Raw genomic sequence first — 24,113 nt, 5'->3', positions numbered from 1 at the left:
AATGAATACTTATCCAGCATATAAAGATAGTGGTGTTGAGTGGATTGGTGAGATTCCGAGTGAGTGGGGTGTTGTAAGAAACAAATATTTGTTCGATGTTACAAAAAATGTTGTAGGAGAAGAATCTGACAAATATCAGTTATTGTCATTGACTAAAAGAGGTGTAGTATTAAGAGATGTTGAAAGTGGTAGGGGTAAGTTTCCTGAAAGTTTTGACACGTATCAAACTGTCGATAAGGATGATTTGATTTTTTGTTTATATGACATAGATGAAACACCGAGAACCATAGGTATATCAAATTTTAGTGGAATGATAACAGGGTCATATAAGGTCGTTAAATGTAATACATTAACTGACTCAAAATTTATTTACTATAACTATCTTTCTATCGACGATGTAAAGGGTTTAAAACCTTATTACACTGGACTTAGGAAAGTAGTCAGAATGGAAACATTTCTAAACCTAAGTGTAAGAGTTCCATCACTCCAAGAACAACAACAGATCTCAGATTATCTCGATAACAAAACCTCAAAGATTGATACACTCCTTGAGAAAACTCAACAAAAAATCGAGTTATTAAAAGAACAACGAACATCACTCATTAATACAACTGTTACTAAAGGGTTAAACCCCCATGTTGAAATGAAAGATAGTGGTGTTGAGTGGATTGGGGATATACCTAGTGGGTGGGTGAGAACTAAAATATCTTACTATTGTGAAGTAAAAGATGGAACTCACGACACACCAGAGTTTGTTGATAAAGGACAACAAACTTTTCCATTAGTAACATCTAAATCATTTGTAAAGAATGATATAGATTTCAACCAGTGTAAACATATATCTGAAGTAGATTATTTAGAAATAAACCGTAGGAGTGATGTTGAAAAAGAAGACATTATTATGTCAATGATTGGAGGAAATATAGGTAAAAATGTATTGGTAACAAACAATAAAAAATTTTCAATTAAAAATGTTTGTTTATTTAAAACCTCTAAATCTAATGATATAGTTCCGAAATATTTAATATATTTAATAGATAGTGAAATTCTAAAGAGTCAGATAGACATAAGTCAGAAAGGTGGTGGACAACCATTTATATCATTAGGAGAGATTAGAAACTTAATATTCCCCTTTCCACCACATCAAGAACAACAACAAATAGTTGATTATCTCGACTTCGAGACCTCAAAAATTGATAAACTCGTTGATATTGAATCTAAACGTATTATTTTGTTAAAAGAATATCGTCAATCATTAATCTCAGATGTTGTTACTGGTAAGGTTGATGTAAGAGATGAGGTGTTAGTATGAATTACACAGAGTTAAACTTTGAAGAACATATTGAAGTTCAACTACTGAACAGTGGTTACATAAAAGTTGAGCCAAAACTCTATGATAAATCATTATGTTTAATACCTTCACAACTCATTGAGTTTATCCAAGAAACCCAACCAAAGAAATACCAAAAACTCACCGAACAGTACGGTGATGATACTAATAACAAACTCACCAAAAGAATCTCAGAACAAATTGAATCTAAAGGAGTTATTGAAGTTCTACGTAAAGGTGTAAAGGATAGAGGGAATACCTTTAAATTAGTGTATTTCAAACCCAAATCTGGACTTAATCAAGAACACCAAGACTTATATAAAAAGAATCGATTTATTGAACTTCGTCAACTCAAATACTCTAAGAAGAATGAAAACTCTATTGACATGGGTATTTTCATTAATGGTATTCCAGTGATGATGTTGGAATTAAAGAACTCATTAACCGGTCAAAACCATACCCACGGTATAAAACAATGGAAGTTTGATCGAGACCCTAAAGAACCGTTATTTAAATTTAAAAGAAATATGGTGTATTTCTCTGTTGGTAATGAGAAAGTATTCATGTCAACTCGTTTAAGTGGATCAAAGACAAGATTCTTACCCTTTAATAAGGGTATTGATAACCCTGTCAATCCTAAAGGACACATGTCTCATTATCTTTGGGATGATATTTTACAAAAGGATTCGGTATTAGATTTGATCGAAAACTTTGTTCATATTAGACAAGATATTGAGAAGGTTTATGATCCAAAACAACAAAGATTAGTTGAAAAGAAATCTGATACTTTAATCTTTCCAAGATTCCATCAATTAAATGTCATTAAGAAAATTAGACAAGATATATTGGACAAAGGAACTGGGGTTAATTACTTAATTCAACACACTACTGGTTCTGGTAAATCACTCTCTATCGGTTGGTTATCCCACATGTTGTCATTTTTATATCAAAACCCAACAGATGCCAACCGTATATTTGACACAATCATTGTTGTAACTGATAGACGAGTATTGGATAAACAAATTAAAAATACTATACTTCAACTCGAGCAAACCAAAGGTGTTGTAAACCCAGTTGATGGAACATCACAACAATTAAAAGAATTCTTAGAGTCAGGTAAATCAATTATTATTACCACGATCCAAAAGTTCCCTGTTATCTCTGAGACTATCTCAAAATTAGGTGATAGAAAATTTGGTGTAATTATTGACGAGGTTCACTCATCACAAAGTGGTGAAACATCTAAACATCTTAGAAAATCATTATCTAAATCTAACCTAGATAATTACCAAGAAGGTGAAGGTGAAGAGGACCTAACTCAAGTCGATAAGATGATATTGGATGAGATTAACTCAAGGGGTAAACAACCTCATATTTCATACTTTGGTTTTTCAGGAACACCTAAGAATAAGACTTTAGAGTTATTCGGAACACCGTCAGAGGAAGGTTTTAAACCATTCGATCTATATTCAATGAAACAAAGTGTCTCAGAAGGTTTTACTTTGGATGTATTACAGAATTACACAACATACAAACGATACTTCAAACTCAATAAGAAGGTTAAAGAAGATAAAGAGTTACCCGAGAGTAAAGTTAAATCAATGTTGGTGAATTGGGTAGATTTACATCCACATACAATTACTGAAAAAGTCAGAATTATATTAGATCATTTTGTTAATCATGCGTCTAATAAACTCGAAGGTAAGAGTCGAGGAATGTTAGTAACTAAATCACGCCTTCATTGTGTTAAGTACAAATTAGAATTTGATAAACAGATGGAGGAAATGGATTTACCATATCGTTCATTAGTGGGGTTCTCTGGAACAGTATATGATCAAGGCACTCACCAAGACTATACTGAATCTTCAATGAACGGTGTACCCGAAACACAAACAGAAGAGAGTTTAAAAGAGCCACAATTTAGAATCCTTATTGTTAATAATAAATTCCAAACAGGGTTTGATGAACCAATGTTGCACACCATGTACGTTGATAAGAAGTTTGGGGGATTGCAGTGTGTTCAAACACTGTCAAGGTTGAATAGAACAATGAGAGGTAAAACAGATACTTTTGTTTTAGACTTTGTTAATGACCCACAAGATGTACAAGAGTCATTCCAACCCTTCTATGAAGGGACAATTCTAGAAGAAGAAATTGATCCGAATAGACTGTACTCAATTAAAGATGATATTGATGAATATCACTTGTTCAATGACGACGACATTGAAAGGTATGTTGATACATTCTACAAAGATGAAATATCTACCGAAGAGTTACAAGGGATACTTGATTCAGTAGTTGTTAATTGGAAGTCATTAGATGAAGATGAGCAAGAGGAATTTAGAGGTCAAATTTACAGTTTTATAAGACTTTACGGTTACATTTCACAAGTCATCACCTTTAAGGATATTGACCTTGAGAAACTGTTTATATTTGTTCGAGGGCTGAGTAAAAAACTACCAAGAAGAGAAGGTGGTAAATTATCAGACATTCTGTCATCTATTGATCTTGAATACTTTAAGATTGAAAAGAAATTTACATCAACTATTGAATTGGATGACGGTGATACCGTAATTGAAGGGATTGGTTCTGATGGATCTGATGGAATTAATGAAGAACCAACAGATTTCTTATCTCATATTATTGAAATACTTAATGATTCATTTGATGGTGAGTTCTCTGATGAAGATAAAGTTAAATTTGAAAAAATCAAATGTCAAGTACATGAAAACGAAGAATTAAGGATGGTCATGACTGGTGATAATTCCGATTCTAATAAACGTGATAAATTTGATAGAACTTTCCAATCATTAGTAACAAGTTTGGTCGAAGACAACTTAGATTTTTATAAGAAACTGAGTGAAAATAAACGAAATAAATTTATCAAAGATAGGCTTTATGAAGATTACACTAAGTCTTTAGAAATTCGGTAAGTGTATTCCAATAATCAGTAGTCTTATTATTGGAATATATAGATTTTTTATCTATATTCAATGCATCCATCAACAGATAACCCAATATATACATGCAATTTCTTTCGGAAACAACAAAGATATTCTTAATATATCCCTCACCATTTATATAAACCTCAAAGTTATGATGCTTTCCTCTTCCATCTTTTAAATCGTTATAACTAGGAACCTCCCAGTTCTTAACCATCTCTTGAATCTTTTTGGTGTCATTGCTATTCTCTACTAAATCTATTATTAAATCTTTATAAATAAATAACAAATGTTTATAAATTTGTTATTTTTTATAAGTGTTGAAGGAGATACAAATAAATGGAGCAGATAATAAAAAATGATAAACATTGCGTCGAAACCAAAGAATACTTTATTAGATACATCAAGGTATTACTAAACAAGATTCATCCTCATACAAAATATAATGGCATTTCAGTTTTTGTAACTCATAATCATATTTTAATAAATAGTCTTTACACTATTAATGACCAACTGAATTCTCCTTAAATCATCAATATTCGTTTCAACATAACCTAAAGTTGTTTTAATGTCAGAATGACCAAGTAATTGCTGCAGTGATTTCAAATTACACCCACTATTGGCAATCTTTGTTGCCGTTGTGTGTCTAAATCTGTGGGGAGATACAAGTACGCCAATTTTTTTTGACCATTTTGTGAATAACCTTGAGACATGATCTTCGTTCATTTGTTCTGCCTTGTAACTATTTAAAAATTTTGTAATGTTAAAAACTTGTTCTGATTGTTTTGGATTTTTTGATTTTTCCATAAGTGTTGAAAAGTGTTCAATCAAAATATCGTTAATAGGCACCAAATTATCATTTTTATTTTTTGAATATTTAGCATCTAGGTATAAAGTTTTTTCATTGAAATTAATGTCACGCCACTTAATGCCAATTAATTGCCTTCGGCGTATAGCAGTAAATCTAAAAACATCTATCATTGCTAAATAAAACCATGATTGGCATGAATAATACTTATCATGTTTTATGGTCAATAACAATTTTTCAAATGTTGCTTCGCTGATTGTTTTACATTTCACATTGCTTGTTTTTAAAATATCAATCGATTGAAAAACATTCTCATCTAAATAATTAGCAGCAACTGCGAAATTAAATAAAGACCTCATGTGTCGATGATAATTATTGCAATTTCCAGCACTTGATCTGTTTAATATTTTATTGCGCCATTTAATGCATTCGTTGCGTGTGACAAAGATATTATCAATTCCTGAATCCTTGATAAACATCGTGATAACAGACTCATATTTTTGAATTGTCCTAGAAGATAATTGCGGTTTTTCTTGTTGATACAGTTCAAGTAATTTTTTTAGCTCCACTGCCATACTCCATTTATAAAATAGATTGAGATAAACTAAAGTTAATTTTTAAGGAATGTTTGTTGCGGCAGTTCTCTTGTATCTAAATCAAGAATATACAAGGTGTATTTTGGAAAGGCGTTAATAATTTTAATTAAATTTTGAACGGAAGGAATTGAGCGGCCAATTTTATAATCCGATGCTGCAGTGCGTGTAATGCCAGATATTTCTGACATCTTTGTAGGCGTCATATCTTCGTTTTTTAAAATTAAATTAAATTTAGTTGTAAAATCCTTCAATGTGAGTATAATCCATAGTTAAATTAGCATCGTATAATTTTATAAGCGAATGGACTGTTAATCCATTTGTCGCTGGTTCGAGCCCAGCTCGAGGAGCCAAACTCATAAATATAGTTAAATTTTTTTAATTGTAGTTTATATTTCTGCTTTGTTCATACAAATTTTTTATTAATTTAAGGGTTTTATGATAGATACAAGCGAAAACTCAATATTTAAAGAACACTGCAATAACCTTGCAGGTCTCTTTTCGTCTATTGAAATCGTTGTTACTAAAGCAAAGTTTTCCTCATTCGTAATTAGTTGTACCTATCCACAATTAGTGACACTTTGTCTCAAAAATAGCAAACACACGCAATTAAAAAATCTTGTTGTGGCAACATTTAAAGAAATTAGTTACCCCTTACCCGTAATTAGTTACCCTTTTGCCCGCAATTAGTTGCCCTTCATTCGTAATTAGCCATCCTTGCTCTACAGGTGCTACCTTGAAGGTAAAAACAGTGCCAATTCTTAAACCACTAAAATTCTTTACAAAACTGGTGTTAATGTTCAAAGGAGAACAATATGCAAGATAACGCACTAATCTTAGAAAAACAAGAAAGGACAGTTGGTGCACTTACTCGCAACAACAGTAAAAACAACACTCAAAATATTAAAAATATAAAGGCTATCGAAATAAACAAGTTAAACATTCGCCAGCAGTTAACTGAGTGGGGTGTGAATAAGAGGCAAATTAACACCTGTTTGAACAATCTAAACAAAAAAACAATGAACAGCGTCATTACCCAAACACTCAATCAACCAAAAAATAAAAAATCTAATGCTGGCGGATGTATCTACAAAATATTGGAAAGCGCTAAACAACTCCAATTACAAACACAGGTTAAGGCAAACGAAGTGTTGAGTTGCCTCAAAAGTTTTGGACTAAGCAACGGAAACATTGAAAAAGCACGGTAGAAATTCAAGAATTACAACAGCGCACTCTTGGCTTTAGCAAATAAATGCTTATCAGTTTTTCATAGATGAGGTTGAAAAAATCGAAACTAACCTAGTGGATAAATAAAAGATGAAAAATTTCATAATTTCATACGCTTTAACCCTCAATATCTTGGTTGTTGCAAACACCAGTTTTGCCAATAGCCCATCAAGTTTTAATAGTGCAAAAAAACTAATGTATCAAAAAATTTATTACGACAACCAAAAAACATTTTACTGTGGTTGTGATTATTCAAATCGCAAGGTTGATCTAAACAGTTGCGGATACCAAGTGCGTAAAAATAAACCCCGGGCTTCCCGAACTGAAGCTGAGCATATTGTGCCTGCGTACTGGTTGGCACAACTTACACCACTTGGTCGTTCTTGTTGGCTAGAAGGCACAAAGCGCAAAGGCACGAATGGTCGTAAATACTGCTTAAAAACCAATAAAACTTTCAAACAGGCTTATAACGACTTAATGAATTTAGTGCCATCTATTGGCGAAGTAAATGGCGACAGATCAAATTATCAATTTGGATTGGTATCAGGCGAAATAAGGAACTATGGCGCTTGCGATATTGAAATTAATATTAGTGGTGCAAGAAATTTAAGAAAAGTAGAGCCAGCACCCAGTGTGCGTGGCGATATCGCTCGTATTTATTTTTATATGTTTAAAAAATATGGACTTAACTTGTCAATGCAAACAAAAAAGTTAATGAATGCTTGGCATCAATTAGATCCAATTGATGATTGGGAAAGTGCGCGCCTTAAGCGGATTGAAATAATACAAGGTAAATAACGAGCAAAAAAATTTATGGAAATTTTAATTATTGATTTGTCTTTGTTTTCCAATGACTTAGAAAGCAAAGAAACGCATGTCAATTTATATAAAAAACTACATTACTTCCCAAAAGGTGCTTCTGATTTTTTATTGTGTAGAGTTCTCACAATGCAAGACCCATAATCTTTGGCGGCATTAAACATATGGCTTAAATGAAGGGCATTTTGCTTGTCGGGATTGTAAATATGACAACCAAAACATCCCCTGTTTGTGTTGGGGTGTTCTATATCAAACCACTTGGGATTTTGCACATAAGTTTCTATAGAGGTGTTTGACAAAAGACTTGATCCACCTATCTCATTTCTCCATGTAGGGGGAAGTTTGCCATTAGTAGAAAAAGGATTAATGGATTGTGTCCAAGCACTCCCCACTAAAAAATAGTTCTTCCATATAGCATCTTTGGCCTGATATATATCTGTCATACCCGCATTCAAATCCTTGATATCACGCACCACCGTTAGCCCAGCCTTTGCTAAAAATCCAGCGCCATGTGGCGTTTTTCTGCATACTTGTGTTGGCTGGCCAGCCACATATGTATTTGTTTTTTGAGAAGAGTTGGGATTGTACAAAGTCCAATTAGTTTCGTCATCTGATTTTATGTTGTCACAATCGGGCGCATTGTCTTTGTGTTCAAATGTTGCCCAAATCCATTCTGGATGTTTCGGGGTTTTTCTGACGATATGCATACCCAATAAAGCAAGTTGTGTATTTTTTACCAGTTTTCCATTCAACATAATGTTACGGTGAATAGTAAAAAAACTTGAAGCGTCGTCACTAGGATCCAAAACCTTCCAAGAAGTTTTAATTTCTATGGCACCCGCAGTAATATCAAATTGGCGTCGCTTTGAATCAATTTCATTAATACATTGACTGTTATTCAATTGGTTGAGCACTATATCGTTATAAAACTTTTTATTCATGCTCTGCTGATAAAAAACTGGATTATGATTCCAGTCATTGAGCACAACACTGGTAGCCGCCTGTTGAATATTGGAAAAAACAAGATTTATATCCCCATCAAAATCCCAAGCATCAGGTTTTCTCTTGAATACTCTTTCCTTTGGCATCATTTCTAAAAAGTGTGGTTTTTTACTAACCCCAAGTGCCGTCAAATAAGCAAAAGACTGCCAAGAAAACTTGTGAAATTTACATATAATATCCAATTTTCCCGTTGCTACAGGCTCTGTTGGTAGCGATGGATTGTTCACCCAATTTTTATCCGCCAAGCAATTAACCAAACTTTTTCTCTGGTAATATTCAAAACTGTCCTTATTGTTTTTCATATTCTCATACAAAGGGAAAATTTTGTTATGCATTTCTTCAGGCGTCAACACTGGCTTTCCGTTTACACACACCGACCCATTTAAATGCGTAGAATTTTGCCCCTCTGCTTTGCAGTCATCTGCAAGTGTTGTATCTGCATGAGCGACAGCACTAAAGGTGTAAATAAGAAATAAATTCAGAATCCATAACAATTTAAGTGGTTCTTTTCTAAATTTAGCAAACCAGATCCAATAAAAATTTTGCTCACGATTATTAAATCTAAACTTGCATTTTTTTAAGTGCAACACAAATGTCTTTTTATTCATATTTAACCAATTTTATTTACAAACAATGATGGGAATTTAAAATATTATTCTAACATAAGATTTTAATTCAGATGCAGAAATCAAAAACATAAAAAAATATATCATTTTCAAAAATAAAATGAGAGACCTTCGTATAAACCTGAATAATCATCAAAAATTCACTTCTCACCCATTTGGCAAAAGTTGAATTTTGTTAACCATCCATACGCTAACAACCCCTTATAAGTATTGCCATAACGAACTTTAGTGTGTTTTTTTTAATATTTGTTAATGCACAAATCCAGCTGTTTTTTTGCTTCGTTGCTGTTGGGTGTATTAAAAATTGTAATAATTCTGAGTATTTTGTTGAAAATAGAATGCAAAAAACTTTATAACTTATTAAATTTAAAAACACTTGACAAAAATTTAATAGCGTGATATCGTTTCCCTGTGTTTAAATCATTTCAGTTATTTCAGTTATTTCAGTTATTTCAGTTATTTCAGTTATTTCAGTTATTTCAGTTATTTCAGTTAAATCATTTCAGTTATTTCAGTTAAATCATTTCAGTTAAATCTAAACTTAATAAAGTAAATCTAATTTAAATAAGGAAAACGCAATGAACTTAATATCTATTAATAAAAATCTTAGTCGTATTTTGCTATTAACGGCCTCTCTCATTACTGCCACAGTTCACGCTAACAGTAATTTAACCTATACTAATCTAGCCTACGGCAAACATGCCACTCAATCCAGTATGTATTGGGGCTACCAAGCTAAAAATGCAGTTAACGGCAATACCGCAGGATCTTGGTTATCGTATACAGGCATTACCCACACTAAAAAAGAAAAAGGCGCTTGGTGGATGGTTGATTTGGGCAGTCAGCAAGTTATCAACCAAATCAATATATTCAACCGTACTGCATGTTGTATGGAGAGAATAAATAACTATAGAGTCAGCATCTCTTCTAAAAGAAACTTTAATGAGCACACTTATCAACAAGACTTTCATACTGTACCTCATCCCAAAAAGACTATTAAATTAGGTGAAAAGGGCAAGGTAGGTCGCTATGTTAAAATACAGTTACTTAATAAGAATTTCCTATCTCTATCCGAAGTTCAGGTGTTAGGCCCTTTTAAACCGAAGGCAGTGGCAGGTAATAGGCAAATCAAAGTATCTTGGAATACATTTTCTCCTGCGAAATCTTACAATATATATTATGCACAACAAAGTTTTAAATCTTTAGATGGTCATATTGTTAACTACTCAACTTTAAAGGATGGCACATTCATTTCAAATGCCAAAGCACACAAATGCTCTCCTCCTCAGTGTAAGAATGGTAACAATTATGATTATACGATTAAAGGTTTGTCTAATAATGTACAATACTATGTTGTTGTAACCCCTGTTGATTCTCAAGGTGTAGAGGGTCATGTGAGTAAGCAAGTAAAAGTCACACCTCGAGCTGGACTTGGCGTGCTTAACGACACAGGTATTACTTTTGGCGGAGGATACAGACTAGGCCACAACAAGAAAACTCAGGGTAGAAGAGGTAACAATACTAACTGCACTAGTAATATAAAAAGCAAGCAAGATTGTAATCAAGGGCGTGATGCAACGCATAATGATGACAGTGATGGGCACGCAGGATTTAGTTTTACCAAGATCAGCAATACAGGTAAGCCACTCGCAGCTACTGCAACAAATTGGTCTTGTGTTAAAGATGAGGTAACTGGACTTATGTGGGAGAACAAAGTCCCTGATGTTCTTAATTTACATGATTCGCATAGTAAGTACTTTTGGTATAGTACAGATGGAAAAAGTAATGGTGGCAAGATGGGCGTGAAACAACTCCACCCCAGTAATAATTGTGATGACTCAGACGGCGGTATATTTCTTGTTGGACATTGTCCAATTAACACTCAGGATTTTGTGACAGCGGTAAATGAGGCGGGCTTATGCGGCAAAAAAGATTGGCGATTGCCAACGGTTGAGGAGCTTAGAAGTATCGTTGATTATTCTAAAACCCCTAGCATAGATATGACTTATTTCCCCCATACAGTTGCTAATTTTGTTTGGTCGTCTGTGCCTAATGTTAATAAAAACAAGAGTACACCGTGGGGAATACATTTCTTTAATGGTCATGGAGAGCGCTTGAATGCTGGCACAGGTGCCAATGTGCGCTTAGTGCGTTTTGGGGAATAATTATGAATTACTTTCTATACAATAAATTCTGAAAGTCTTTATGTTTAACGATGATATTGTTCCAATATTTCTTAAACATTTAAGTATTTATTTGAAAACAATCAAAGTTATGTTGTTAGCAAATAAGACTTATGTAACCACCTTAAGTAACGAAGAGTTAGGTAATTTTTATAACGACCTTGAATAGGATCAAGATATCAATAATAGAACTTACCTAATTTAACAATTAGCAATTTTTTAACCATAGGAATAAAATTATGAAAACATCAATTTTTTTAACTTTAGTATTTTTATCAGGTTTAGTAATGAGCGCTCAAATCTGCAACCCTAATATTGTCGACAATTGGAAAAACGATCGTTATGAATATAATAATAACGGAACTGTTACGGACACATTAACCAAATTAATGTGGAAAAGATGTGCCGAAGGAACAAGAGGCATTAAATGCTCAAAAGGAAGAGCCCCTGAGGTAACTTGGAAGAGGGCATTAAGAGTAGCAGAAAAAAGAAAATTTGCAGGATATAAAGATTGGCGCTTACCAAATATCAAAGAATTAGCAAGTCTTGTTAAACGCAGTTGCTACAATCCAAGCATTAATAAAAGATTGTTCCCTAATATGCCCGCTGGATTCTTTTGGGCATCTTCACCTAGTTTTCGTGATGAACAACATAAAGCATTTCAACTGAATTTTAGCAATGGTGTTGAAAGAGAACGGATACGCCACGATAAAACATCTAAGGTTCTCCTAGTGCGCCTCGGACAGTAATTTTTTTAATCCGACTTTTGCCACTTTCATCATAATAAGATTTATTAAAAGAACGGCGTATTGTGTTTAATATTTCCCCAAGATGTAGAGTGTGATGAAGATAAACAAGTATTATCTTTTGGGAGGAATATGTTGCCAGCATGTGGTTGCTTTTTCATCTGAAGGGTAGTTGTAGATGAGTAGAAAAATAGTGAATTTGACATTGACACCCATAAACGCACCACCCCCAATTGGCGAGAATCTATGTCGGTCATTGCTAAAAATACCCAATAAGATACTTTAATTCTAAAGTTTTATCAGTAGAATTGAATTTATTTATTGACCGTATTGTGGGCAATATTTCCCAAAGATATAACTTTTGGGAAATAGGGTAGGTGGACTAATCAAACTGGTGTAAAAACTGGTTTTGGTGATTTACTAAAATTGGCGGTGAAGTTTATTCTAACTCAGCACATGACGCCTCTACAAGTTCAACCGAAAGTTACACAATTAATGCCACTTGGGAAAAATCAATGAGATTTATGCGTCATTAGGCGCAGCCCATGAGTTTTTAACCAGAACAAATAAGGTTCATAATTTTTAACGATAAATAATGGAAAACATAGGCAAAGAAGGGGGTAAGATAATCCAGCCAATCAAGAGGGCGTGAACAATCTACAATAGAAAATGAGCAAAGAATTAAGGATTATTTGCCAACTAGAAGTTAAAATTAATGTTTTCGGGTAGAGTCGTATGAACCTATCCCATAGAGAAAACCAACATCAAAACTTTTGCCTTCTATTGCTTGCCTTTGTCACTCCTTATTTAGTCAAGTCTTGACAAGAATAGGTGTTACGAAACATGGTAAACACCCCTACAAAAAACATCATTGCACTCGCAATAATTATCGTGCCAGAGATATGTGAGACCCACCTATTCGAATACGGCAGTTGAAACCCACAATCCAAATTCTTTGCACAAATCATATATATGAGACCCGCCTATTCAAATACAGCGCTTAGTAGTGCTTATGAGATAAGCAAGATTTAATAAACTAAACAGAATTTTTTTAATTTTGATTGCCACTGAAGTTAGAAATTTTGGCTCTTTAAACTTTTTACCTAGATGATTTGCTTAATAAATATAGTAAGGTCTGTAATAAAATTCAAGAATATATTTTTTAGTTTTTTACAACAAGTAAGCACTTATGTGATCTTATCGAAAAATCGGTAAGTGGTTTTTTTATCTATTTCTTGCGTTATTAATGACTGATTGAATCTTTCTCAAATCGTCAATATTCGTTTCAACATAACCTAAAGTTGTTTTAATGTCAGAATGACCAGTGATTTTAAATGGCATTTGCTATTGGTAATTTTTGTCGCTGTTGTGTGTCTAAATCTGTGGGGAGAGACAAGTGTGCCAATTTTTTTTCGACCATTTTGTGAATAGTCTTGAGATTTGATCTTCGTTTATTTGTTCTGCTTTGTAACTGTTTAAAAATGTTGTGATATTAAAAACTTGTTTTGATTACTTTGGATGGTTTGATTTTCCCCTGAGTGTTGAAAAGTGTTCAATCAAAATATCGTTAATAGGTATCAAATTATCCTTTTTATTTTTTGAATACTTGACATCTAAGGATAAATTTTTTTATTGAAATTAATATCACACCACGAATTGGGTGTATAAGAAATTTGAAAAAGTTGTCAGGAGAGCGGCGTACCATTCACTTTGAATAATGGATGATATATTTTGGTTGATTCTGCTCTGCTATGATTAGTAATCCCTTGGGTATTTATGGGATGTATGCCTTCATCGATTAGAATCTTGTTTGTACTGTGGAACTTGCTGCCAAAGTAGGTGGTGGCATTTGTTGTGTTGTATCTTGAGGTAAATGAATCAACAAATAGCAGATTGTTTACAACCAACGGCTTGCTGTCGCAATCTTTATCTTTTAAACTCTGCAAAACGCCATTGTATGGATAGTTAAGTTTGCATAGTTTTTTGTCGGAATCATTGTTTATACAACTGCACGAACTTTGATGTAGTGCCTCTCTTTGTTGTCATAAACTCGGTGTTTGTAAGAATTGCGCTTTTATCAGTTTTAACACTAACAATTTCTAGCCAATTGCAAGTGCCTACGCCATTCATATAAAACATATCGAAAACGCTACGGTAAAAATAACTATCAAGGCATTATATCAAGCAGGATTGATATTGATACTCGCACTTGTATTGGCGATTGGGAAATTGACTTGGTTATCGGCAAAATACCATTTTCAAAAAACAAACTAAATAATCTAGTGTTCATCCCAAGTATTGGTAGTAAAAAATAGCCTTTATGTCCATAAGTATAATAGGTATTTTTACTAATACTGGGGCGATTATTAGCGCTATATTCATTTTATTTTTGAAAATGGGTTTGAGACAGTGAAAGGCATCTTTGTTTGGGTTGTTTTGGGTGGTGGTAAAGTGGGCTTCGGGTTGGGTTGGTTTGCTTTTTTTTAAATAGGGTGAGTGACACTGGGTTTGTCGTTCTCAAGGGAGACTGAAAAAGAATGATTTTTGCTTTTGAATTTTGTTAAAAATAATTAACCCAACTTTTTAATTCCGTGGTATTATATAGGTAAATTTTTATTTAACTTCTGGAGAAATAGCCATGCAAACCACATTCAAAATAGATGCAATAGATGCAACAGATGGAAACACAAAGGCAATAGATGAAAAGATAAGGTTTCGGAGGGCAACAAATGAAAACACAAAGTCTCATTTCAAACAAGGCTTTGTGATTGACGGTGGATATATAGCCTCCTCAGCAGGTGATGTGAATGGCGATGGTCTGGACGATTTGTTTGTTAATACTTGGCTGGTAAGTCCTGCTGGTTCAGACAATAAATTTACCAGCACATCTTTTGTGGTGTTTGGCAAGGTGAATGGCGCTGCTGTTGATTTGTCAAATATTGCCTCTAACAAAGGGGGTTTTTCTATTGGCGGTAATAAAATTGGTGATACCAATGGTTATTCAATCTCTTCAGCAGGCGATGTTAACGGCGATGGTTTAGATGATTTGATTGTTGGTATTTATGCGGAAGGTTCTACTGGAAAAGAAAATTCGGGCAAATCTTTTGTGGTGTTTGGTAAAGTGGATGGTGCTGCTGTTGATTTATCGAATATTGATCCAGCATCTGGTGTTGGTACGGGTGGCTTTGTTATTAATGGTGAGAAAATTGGCGATCTTAGTGGTTATTCAGTCTCCTCAGCAGGCGATGTGAATGGCGATGGCTTAGATGATTTAATTATTGGTGGCATGATGACATCAGAGCCTAAGGATCATCAATTAAGTAAAATTTTCGTAGCATTTGGCAAAAAAAATAGCACCAGCGCTATTGATTTATCAGTCATCGACAAAGGCGTGGGCGGCTTTACTATAATCGGTGCAAATTCTAACGAGTTCAGTGGCTGGACAGTCTCCTCAGCAGGTGATGTGAATGGCGATGGTTTCGATGATTTGATTATTGGTTCTCGGTATGCGATTTTTCTTGGAAAAGTTAATTCTGGTAAATCTTATGTGGTGTTTGGTAAAGCAAATGGTACTACTGTTAATTTATCAGACATTGCTTCTGCGTCTGGCACAGGCACAGGTGGCTTTGTTGTTAATGGCGAGAAAGAAGGTGATTATAGCGGTTGTTCAGTCTCCTCAGCAGGCGATGTCAATGGCGATGGTTTAAATGATGTAATTATTGGTGCGCTTTATGCAGACTCTGTTGGAGGTGTTAATGCGGGAAAATCTTATGTAGTATTTGGCAAAATGAATACGACTGCCATTGATTTATCAGACATGGCAAGCAGGGACAGCACAGATGGCTTTATCATCAACGGTGCGAAATTTTCTAATCTTAGTGGTTGGTCAGTCTCCTCAGCAGGCGATGTCAACGGCGATGGCTTAAGTGATTTGATTGTTGGTGCACATGCAGCAAATCCTTTTGCGAGAACATACGCAGGAAAAGCTTATGTCGTATTTGGCAAAAGAAGTAGTGCCCCCATTAATTTATCAGATATTGAATTGGGCATAGGTGGCTTTGTTATTAACGGCGATAAAAGCTGTGATTATAGCGGTGATTCAGTCTCCTCAGCAGGCGATGTCAACGGCGATGGCTTAGATGATTTGATTATTGGTGCATCTGGAGCAGGTCCTGCCAAATTGAGGGATGCAGGTAAATCTTATGTAATATTCGGCAAAACCGACACAGCGGCCATCAATTTGACGGATTTTAATAACGGCGTTGATGGTGTTGACGGTATTGCCCATGCAATTGATTTTAAGGGTAATGATAGTGATGAAAAATTTACAGGTAGTTCAAAGGATGAATTGTTTGTTGCTGGTAGAGGTAATGACACTCTAACGGGCAATGGCGGTGCTGATGTCTTCAATGCAGGTGCAGGTGATGACACAATTATCATCAATGCTGACAACCTTGCTAAACTTAGTCGCAATACCCTTAGTAGTCATTTACTGGCTAGCATTAATGGTGGTAGCGGGCATGATACTTTGAAGTTGGTTGGTTATAATCTAACTTTAGATCTTTCAAAAATAAGTGATGGTCGTATTCAAGGCATTGAAACTATTGTTTTGTCTGGGCCCAAAATGGAGAAGGATTTGTTTAATACGCTATCGTGCGATTTGTATGATGTTTTAAACCTCTCCAATGAAACTAACATTCTTAAGATCAGAGGTCCGAGTAGCATCATTAAAGCTATTGGATTTCACAAATCAAACACGGTAGAATCTGCTGATGGTGTTACCTATGTTGTTTATTTTCACGAGAATGCGCCAACGGCAAAATTATGGATAGAGCAAGGTGCGAATTTTCGTGTAATGTTAGATGTGTCCGTTACTGTCTTCGTTAAAGATGGTACCACCATTGTTCTTGAACTTACTTTTGATAGAAAAGTCGATGGCTTGCAAACAGGTTTTATGAACCGTGAAATTTTTAAAATGGATGGTGCGAGAGTATTCTCTTTTTGGTTAGGTGAAGACGACACCAACATAAGAACACTGAGTTACACAATGACACCCAGTGAAAATGGGGAAGTCAGTATTGACAAGGAGGCTTTAAGAGATAGGTTGGATACAACACTTTACCAAAGATTCTCCCGTATAGATATTGCTGATATTGTTATTCCTGTAGCAAAAGGTTTTGTTATTAACGGCGAAAAGGTTGATTATGAGACTGGCATCTCCGTTTCTTCAGCAGGCGATGTGAATGGCGATGGCTTAAATGATTTGATTATTGGCTCGCCTGCTAATATGCTCAAATCTTTAAAAGGAAAAACTTATGTGGTGTTTGGTAGGACGAATGGCACCCCTATTAATTTATCAGATATTGATGCACAATTTGGTGTGGGCGGTTTTGTGATCAATGGCGAAAATAATGGTGATGGGAACGGTCGTTCAATTTCTTCAGCAGGCGATGTGAATGGCGATGGTTTTGATGATTTGATTATTGGCTCTTGGCTTGCAAAGTCTGGTAAAAAAGAATATTCAGGTAAAACTTATGTCGTGTATGGTAAGGGGGACACTAAGGCTATTAATTTAGCAGATGTTGCCTCACCATATGACACAGGTGGCTTTGTTATTAATGGCGAAGATTCTCATGATTACAGTGGCAATGCAGTCTCCTCAGCAGGCGATGTTAACGGCGACGGTTTTGCTGATTTGATTATTAGCGCTCAAGGGTCAAAAGTAGCCGCTGGTAAAGCTTTTGTGGTGTTTGGTGGCGACAGAATTTTTACTGCTACTGATTTATCGGACATTGGCAACGAAATTGGCACAGACGGCTTTACCATTAGTGGTGTATCAGTGGTAGACGGTGGCACCATAACATCCGTCTCCTCAGCAGGCGATGTGAATGGTGATGGGTTGGATGATTTAATTGTTGGCACTCCTAGTGCAAGCACTGTCAATGGAGAGCAAGTGGGTAAATCTTATGTGGTGTTTGGTAAAAAGAGCAATACCACTATTAATTTATTAGATGTTGCTTTATCGTCGAATATTGGCACAGGTGGCTTTGTTATTAATGGCGAGACGAGTAATGATTATAGCGGTCATTCAGTCTCTTCAGCAGGCGATGTGAATGGCGATGGCTTAGATGATTTGATTATTGGCGCCCCCAATATAGAACAAAATGGTGCGACAGGTAGGGCTTATGTGGTATTTGGTAAAAAAAGTGGTGCCGCTATCAATTTATCAGATATTAGCGCAGCAACTAGTGCGAGTGCAGCAGGCTTTGTCATTAACGGTAAAAATAATAATGATAATAGCGGTATTTCAGTCTCCTCAGCAGGTGATGTCAACGGTGATGGCTTAGATGATTTAATTGTTGGTGCCAATAAGGCGAATCCTGATGGAAGACCTAATGCAGGTAAAACTTTCGTGGTGTTTGGCAAAACGAGTGGCACTGCTGTTAATTTATCAGACATTTCCTTAGCATCTGGTATTGGCACAGGTGGTTTTGTTATTAACGGTGAGCATGCTGGTGACAACAGCGGTATTTCAGTCTCCTCAGCAGGTGATATCAACGGCGATGGTTTAGATGACTTGATTGTTGGTGCCAATAAGGCGAGCACAGCCCAGGGAAAAGGGGTAGGAAAATCTTATGTAATATTTGGCAAAAAAGATACCACAGCTGTTGATTTGGCAGATGTTGCCCAATATGGAATCAGCACTCATGTAATTGATTTTCAAGAGAAAGGAGCTGGCAATACATTTGTAGGCAGTGCAAATGATGAGTTATTTGTTACCGGTGTAAATAATGATGTCTTAGTAGGTAATGGTGGAAACGATGTTTTTTATGCAGGTAATGGTGACGACCGGATCACCATTAACGCGGACAATCTTAACAAACTTAGTAGCGATACTCTTAGTAGTAATTTACTCACCAGCATCAATGGCGGTGGTGGTCGTGATACTTTGCATTTGGCTGGCGAAGGTTTGCATTTAGATTTGAGAGCAATAGATGATAATCGCATCCAAGGTATTGAGGTGATTAACCTTTCAGGTGGGGATGGCAAGTTAGGCAATAAATTAACATTCACTCTGCGTGATTTCTTCAGCCTTTCCGATGAAATCAATATCCTTCTAGTCCAAGGTAGTCATCTTGATAGTGTTAATGCCATTGGATTTAGTCAATCATCAAGCGAAGTCCAAACTGTGAGTGACCATACTTATAACATTCATCATTATAGTGCTGGTTCTTCAGAGATGTTAAATTCATCTGATATTGAACTTTGGATTCAACAAGGCGTTCAAATGCTTTAGTTTTTTAGAGGCATCTAAACAATGGTTCAGCATGTCCTTTAAGCGAGTACCAATGTTCTTAAAGTCAGGTGATAAAGTGGATAGTAATAATGCCTTTATTAAAGGGCTCTGCAGAAACAAAGGATGGTGTTACTTATGGTGTTTATAGTAATGTCAATGCCACACTGAAAAATTATGGATAGATCAAGATTTAGGTGTAATTTGGCAACCATTCTTTTATCAGGCCTTTGTATCAGATATGGATGTTGAATAAAATTTAGTCTTTGGTTGATATTTATGTTTAATGCAGGGGTCTCTGGGGTTATTGCGTTTTTTTTTAACAAAAAGATGCGAAAATAAGAGATGAAAGGCAATAATATAGGTGTTTTTTTTTGCAGATTTTTTGAGTTTCTTAGAAAGGTAGGGCTTTTGAAGTTTTGGTGATTTTTTTTGGCTTATGCAGTGGTTTCATTAGTGCTAAAGTTTGGGTAATGTCGTGTGTTAGATGCAATATATTGCACTTAAATCAAGTGCAGTGCTACTAAAATATGAATAATAAATTTTTAAGGTTGGTTTAATGGTATCATTATTAAACTATCTTTTGCATATAAAATTAGTTGTTCAAACGAAGAAATAAGCACATGGCAAGACAAGAAAAATACAAATTCAATGAGTTAATCAGGAAGTTAAAAGCGTTAGATTTTTACACTGGTATAGCGCAGTATAATGCCGTTTCCAGAATTGGAAGTTTTGAAGGTACTTGTTTGTACGATTTAGCGGTTAATGCAAAAACTGCAAAGAACAACACTTTAGCCACTAGCACCCAAAATGGGGATAACTCAGATGGTCAACAGGCAATCAATGCAGAGGTGCCTTGGAATATACTAACAGTAAGTTTAAAATGATTGACACCCATCTGCTCAATCTAAAAAGACCCCGCCGAGGGTTTAGAAGCACTAAAACCACAAAGAATGTTGCGAATGCCATTTGGAATTCTGCAAAAACTTATGAGTCACTGATGCTGTTTCAGTTACTACGCATAAAAATGACTCTTCAGGTTTTTACGATAGTGCAAATACTGCCACTAATCTACGCAACAATATATAACAATCGTAATAATTCAAACTGAGGCACCTTCTCTAGAGACTGGGGCAAACTTATAGCCCTTATTACTCCATGACCCTAACTTTAGTAGTTTTTTACCCCCTTAATTGGGGGTTTTCAGGTGTCAATGATGGCGTTTTAAAAAATTAACGGAAAAAACATTATGAAAAAACTAAATAAAGCAATGGGTATGCTATTTACAGTCGCATTTTTAGCAGGATGTGGTTCGGATGGGGGCGGAGATTCAAGCACACCGAAACCTGGTGCTGAAATATACAGTTCTTCTGCTACGGCATCACAGGCTGCAAAAGCAGCTAATGTCATTGCCACAAAGGCTGCAGAAAATGCTGAAACTACCGCCTCTACTATCTTAAGCAGTTTTACAGATAGCAAGGAAGTTACAAAAGAAGTAACCGACCAAGAAATAATGGTAAAAGATGAAAGCTTTAAGGCCGCAAATGCACTACTTATGGCAATGCAAGCATGGAAAGAGGCAGTAAGAATTACAAGTGAAGCTGAGTCTGATAACGAAAACCCCATTTTTTCCGCCAATGACGCCGCTTCTAACGCCTCTGATGACGCCGCCAATGTAGCAGCCGCCAAGGCCGCCTATGATGCTGCTGTAATTTCAGCAAACAAAGCCGCAGCCTCATACTTTAATGCTTATACACACATTCGAAAGGTTGTTGCAGGGGCGGCATGGACTAATGTAAAAGCCAGTGTTGAACTTGTGGTTGCAAAAGTAACCGCTGCTTTAGCCGCTACTGAGAATGTGGTTACTCCAGCAAACGAGGCCAAGACTGCTTATGATATTGCAATGGTTGCCTTCGATATTGTCAAAAAAGCATATAACGAAGTTGTAGCATTGGAAATAGTTCCAGTGATTGGCTCTCCTGATGATTTTGATCCAACTACTTTATTTGATACAGCCAAGAACAATGTGGTGGCAGTCGAAAACTTTTACAGTAATGAGCGTGTGGACGCTAAAGGAGCTACACAATTAACAGCAATGGCCTTAGTTGAAAAAGATAAAGCCTTTGCTTATGCAACTAGTGTCAGAATAGCAGGCAGTGTTGTTCGTGCAAAATTGCTTCTCGCTCAAGAGGCAAGAACACAGGCTTGGAATGCATACAAAAGTGCATTTAACACAGAGTCTCTCGCACAAACAGCCACTGTAGGAAGTATAAATAGCTATCTTACTGCTATAACCACTCAAGTAGGTTTGGCACAAGTCGCTATGGATAATGCTGAGAATGCCAAGAAAAGCTTAGTTGGCAATAACTCTGTTGATGCCGAGGCTACCAGATTCGCCTACTCTAATGGGGTAACACCAAGCAAAGATAACGAGAAGTCTGCTGGTGTACTAGAGTATTACAATGCCATAGTTACCCTCAGGGGCAACATTGTAACCAGAGCAGCTGCACTGTATCTAGAAGCAGAGATAGGAGGGTATAAGGCAACAGCACAAGCCAAGGCTGGCATTGTTGCTACAGCCAAGACAAATGCCACTACAGCTAAGACAAATGCCGATAACAGCGAAGTCTTGGTTGATATTTCTAGATTTAAAGAAGATGCCATTAGTGAGCATACCACTGCTGAAGCCGCAAAGAATGCAGCCGCCAGTGCTTGGACATCTGCCACTACCGCTGATCCCACCAATAGCACTGGACTTGTAAATGACATCAAAGATTTTAGTGATAATGCTAAGCGTGACTGGGAGGCGATAGCAAGAATCATAAGTGCCATTGCTGATCGCTACACTATAGTAAACACCCCTCCATATCTTGCCACTGCTAGAGTAGAAGAAAAAGTGGCTGAAGAAAAAAACGCCAGTCTTATTGAAAGTGGAACAATAGAGGCCGCACTTATAGTGGCTGGAGCAGTCGATACAGCGGCAAGTAACACAAAGCTTGCGGCTAACAGTGCAACTATTGCTGATGCCGACAAAAGAGAAGTTAATCAATTGGTGGTCAACGCTTATACTTTTGCCACACACGCTTGGGCTAAGATAACTGGAATGCAAAAAAATATTGCAAAGACTGCATCGGAGACAGCGGTAGAAATTAAAGAAAATGTATTGCTTGCCACTGATGCCACAATTGCCAGAGCGCTCACAGATACCAAAACTGATTCCAATAATGCAGAGGTGAATGTTAGGTACTTTAAAGATATGGCAAATAATGCCAAAACGGGTGCTGAAACCGCAAAAAACATGGCACTTGCCGCTTGGAAGGCGACAGAAGGTTATACAGAAACTGGCGCTACCCGTGACGCTGCAAAAGGCTATAAAGATGACGCTGCCAAAGATTATGACGATGGCACGAACGCTAGCACTACTACCTACTCACAAACTGCCAATGCTGCTTACACAGTTGCTAATACCCATGCAGCAGATCTTGAGGCTACTCAGACGATCATTGAGAAAGAAAATGTTCAGCGTGCTAACCAGGCGGCATCGGCTGAACTCATGAGGAGTAACAATTGGGTGCATATGTTGCGTGGCGATGCAAGAAGGTTTACAAAGTTGATGTTCAATATAAACAACACGAAAGGAACGGCAAATACCTTTACCCTTAAGACTGGTGACGGTGCTGGCGCCTGTGTGTATGAGGAAATTGATGATGCTAACAAGCATGCAACTCCTGATGTTGAGAAGATAACTGAGGAGTTAAGTAAGGATGCAGATAAGCCTTTTGTTGTCACAGGCGACTCCTCTTTGCCATACTGTGGCGTTCTAGATGTTACTCTTACTGAGAAACAGAAAGCCAACATAAGATCCTGGTTCCCTCATGCTGACGAAATAAACTTGCTTGATTACCTTGGAACAGTGAACTATGACCAAGGTTACTTTAATGGCAAGGTCTTATCCCTTGTGAAGGCTGGGTACGAAGATGCCTCTCAGGTTAGTCTCGCTGATTTAGATCTAATTAATTGCGACAAACAGATCTTTATGCTCTACTCAGGTTGGGAGCATTCCATAGAGGAGCCATCGGTGGCGAACCCACTTACCTATACTTGTAAACGGCAAGATGGCTCCGATCTAATTGAGTTAGATTCTAATAATTTCCCTGTAGTAATAGGCACGGGTATTCAAGATGCCAGTAATGGCAATTAAAACCAAGTGGGTTGCGCTTCTCACGCACCCTGTTATTAACTAATAAGCATCCTTAGTTAGTCTGCAAGCCCCCTTAATTGGGGGTTTGTTAGTTGTGGGGGTTAAAAAATAACAAACAAGGGTTTGAGTTGAAGCATTTAACTCATTAAAAAAAATATTAATTCAAGCCAAATTTCCGTAGTATAATTTTAATTTTCTTGTGAGACCTTTATATAAATATAGATGATTAGCAAAATTCAATTTTTGCCCACTTGGTAATTTCTTAAACTTTGTCCTAGCAGGGCTAAGTCTGGGTTTAAAAAATTACCAAGTGAGTGAAAAGTGGATGCTTGATGATTATTC

The 24,113-nt window shown here is 36.1% G+C and carries 14 protein-coding genes, 1 tRNA gene and 1 pseudogene; 12 read left to right on the top strand and 4 right to left on the bottom strand.

Going from position 1 to position 24,113, the window contains the following annotated elements; all coding sequences use genetic code 11:
• Position 1: 1 nt before the first annotated feature.
• Positions 2-1,312, top strand: coding sequence for a restriction endonuclease subunit S (locus tag MS2017_RS06620; RefSeq protein ID WP_122951687.1), 1,311 nt, complete (start codon positions 2-4; stop codon positions 1,310-1,312).
• Complete coding sequence (locus MS2017_RS06615) at positions 1,309-4,263, top strand: type I restriction endonuclease subunit R (RefSeq protein ID WP_122951686.1); 2,955 nt, start codon at positions 1,309-1,311, stop codon at positions 4,261-4,263. Before MS2017_RS06620 ends, MS2017_RS06615 begins: the two co-directional genes overlap by 4 nt.
• A gap of 489 nt (positions 4,264-4,752) precedes the next feature.
• On the opposite strand, the gene MS2017_RS06605 is transcribed toward MS2017_RS06615, so the two are convergent.
• Positions 4,753-5,649, bottom strand: coding sequence for a tyrosine-type recombinase/integrase (locus MS2017_RS06605; protein ID WP_164707646.1), 897 nt, complete (start codon positions 5,647-5,649; stop codon positions 4,753-4,755).
• Between the two features lie 41 nt (positions 5,650-5,690).
• Positions 5,691-5,927 (bottom strand): helix-turn-helix domain-containing protein, encoded by a 237-nt coding sequence (locus MS2017_RS06600; protein WP_122951683.1) that lies wholly within the window; start codon positions 5,925-5,927, stop codon positions 5,691-5,693.
• An 11-nt stretch (positions 5,928-5,938) separates the two neighbouring features.
• On the opposite strand from MS2017_RS06600, the gene MS2017_RS11335 reads away from it, so the two are divergent.
• The 3 genes from MS2017_RS11335 to MS2017_RS06585 all read left to right on the top strand — a co-directional run bounded on the left by MS2017_RS11335 (position 5,939) and on the right by MS2017_RS06585 (position 7,698).
• Positions 5,939-6,026, top strand: a tRNA-Asn gene (locus tag MS2017_RS11335).
• A gap of 462 nt (positions 6,027-6,488) precedes the next feature.
• Positions 6,489-6,881 carry a hypothetical protein gene (locus tag MS2017_RS06590; RefSeq protein ID WP_122951682.1) on the top strand — a complete coding sequence of 131 codons (393 nt, stop codon included), beginning with the start codon at positions 6,489-6,491 and terminating at the stop codon, positions 6,879-6,881.
• Between the two features lie 109 nt (positions 6,882-6,990).
• A complete protein-coding gene (locus MS2017_RS06585; protein ID WP_122951681.1) occupies positions 6,991-7,698 on the top strand; it encodes an endonuclease in 708 nt (235 codons plus the stop codon).
• Between the two features lie 101 nt (positions 7,699-7,799).
• On the opposite strand, the gene MS2017_RS06580 is transcribed toward MS2017_RS06585, so the two are convergent.
• Positions 7,800-9,215, bottom strand: coding sequence for a hypothetical protein (locus MS2017_RS06580; protein ID WP_164707644.1), 1,416 nt, complete (start codon positions 9,213-9,215; stop codon positions 7,800-7,802).
• Between the two features lie 710 nt (positions 9,216-9,925).
• On the opposite strand from MS2017_RS06580, the gene MS2017_RS06575 reads away from it, so the two are divergent.
• The 3 genes from MS2017_RS06575 (at position 9,926) to MS2017_RS06570 (ending at position 12,279) form a co-directional block, all read left to right on the top strand.
• On the top strand, positions 9,926-11,512 hold the full coding sequence (locus MS2017_RS06575; protein WP_122951679.1) for an Lcl domain-containing protein: 1,587 nt from the start codon (positions 9,926-9,928) through the stop codon (positions 11,510-11,512).
• A gap of 40 nt (positions 11,513-11,552) precedes the next feature.
• Positions 11,553-11,699: a hypothetical protein gene (locus MS2017_RS11330; protein ID WP_158009224.1), complete on the top strand. Its 147-nt coding sequence runs from the start codon at positions 11,553-11,555 to the stop codon at positions 11,697-11,699.
• Between the two features lie 70 nt (positions 11,700-11,769).
• Complete coding sequence (locus MS2017_RS06570; protein WP_122951678.1) at positions 11,770-12,279, top strand: Lcl C-terminal domain-containing protein; 510 nt, start codon at positions 11,770-11,772, stop codon at positions 12,277-12,279.
• Between the two features lie 1,682 nt (positions 12,280-13,961).
• Here the strand turns inward: MS2017_RS06570 and MS2017_RS06565 are convergent.
• A complete protein-coding gene (locus MS2017_RS06565; RefSeq protein WP_122951677.1) occupies positions 13,962-14,222 on the bottom strand; it encodes a hypothetical protein in 261 nt (86 codons plus the stop codon).
• Between the two features lie 165 nt (positions 14,223-14,387).
• On the opposite strand from MS2017_RS06565, the pseudogene MS2017_RS11920 reads away from it, so the two are divergent.
• The 4 genes and pseudogenes from MS2017_RS11920 to MS2017_RS06545 form a co-directional block, all read left to right on the top strand.
• A pseudogene (locus MS2017_RS11920) lies at positions 14,388-14,525 on the top strand (IS30 family transposase); the annotation flags it as partial.
• Between the two features lie 389 nt (positions 14,526-14,914).
• Positions 14,915-19,573 (top strand): beta strand repeat-containing protein, encoded by a 4,659-nt coding sequence (locus MS2017_RS06560; protein ID WP_122951676.1) that lies wholly within the window; start codon positions 14,915-14,917, stop codon positions 19,571-19,573.
• Between the two features lie 620 nt (positions 19,574-20,193).
• Positions 20,194-20,457 carry a hypothetical protein gene (locus MS2017_RS06555; RefSeq protein WP_122951675.1) on the top strand — a complete coding sequence of 88 codons (264 nt, stop codon included), beginning with the start codon at positions 20,194-20,196 and terminating at the stop codon, positions 20,455-20,457.
• A 362-nt stretch (positions 20,458-20,819) separates the two neighbouring features.
• On the top strand, positions 20,820-23,771 hold the full coding sequence (locus MS2017_RS06545) for a hypothetical protein (protein ID WP_122951674.1): 2,952 nt from the start codon (positions 20,820-20,822) through the stop codon (positions 23,769-23,771).
• Positions 23,772-24,113 lie beyond the last annotated feature (342 nt).

This window comes from Bathymodiolus thermophilus thioautotrophic gill symbiont (assembly GCF_003711265.1).
In the GTDB taxonomy this organism is placed as follows: Bacteria; Pseudomonadota; Gammaproteobacteria; order PS1; family Pseudothioglobaceae; genus Thiodubiliella.
The sequence above is the reverse complement of the archived record's forward strand: the minus strand, read 5'-3'. Positions and strand labels throughout refer to the sequence as shown.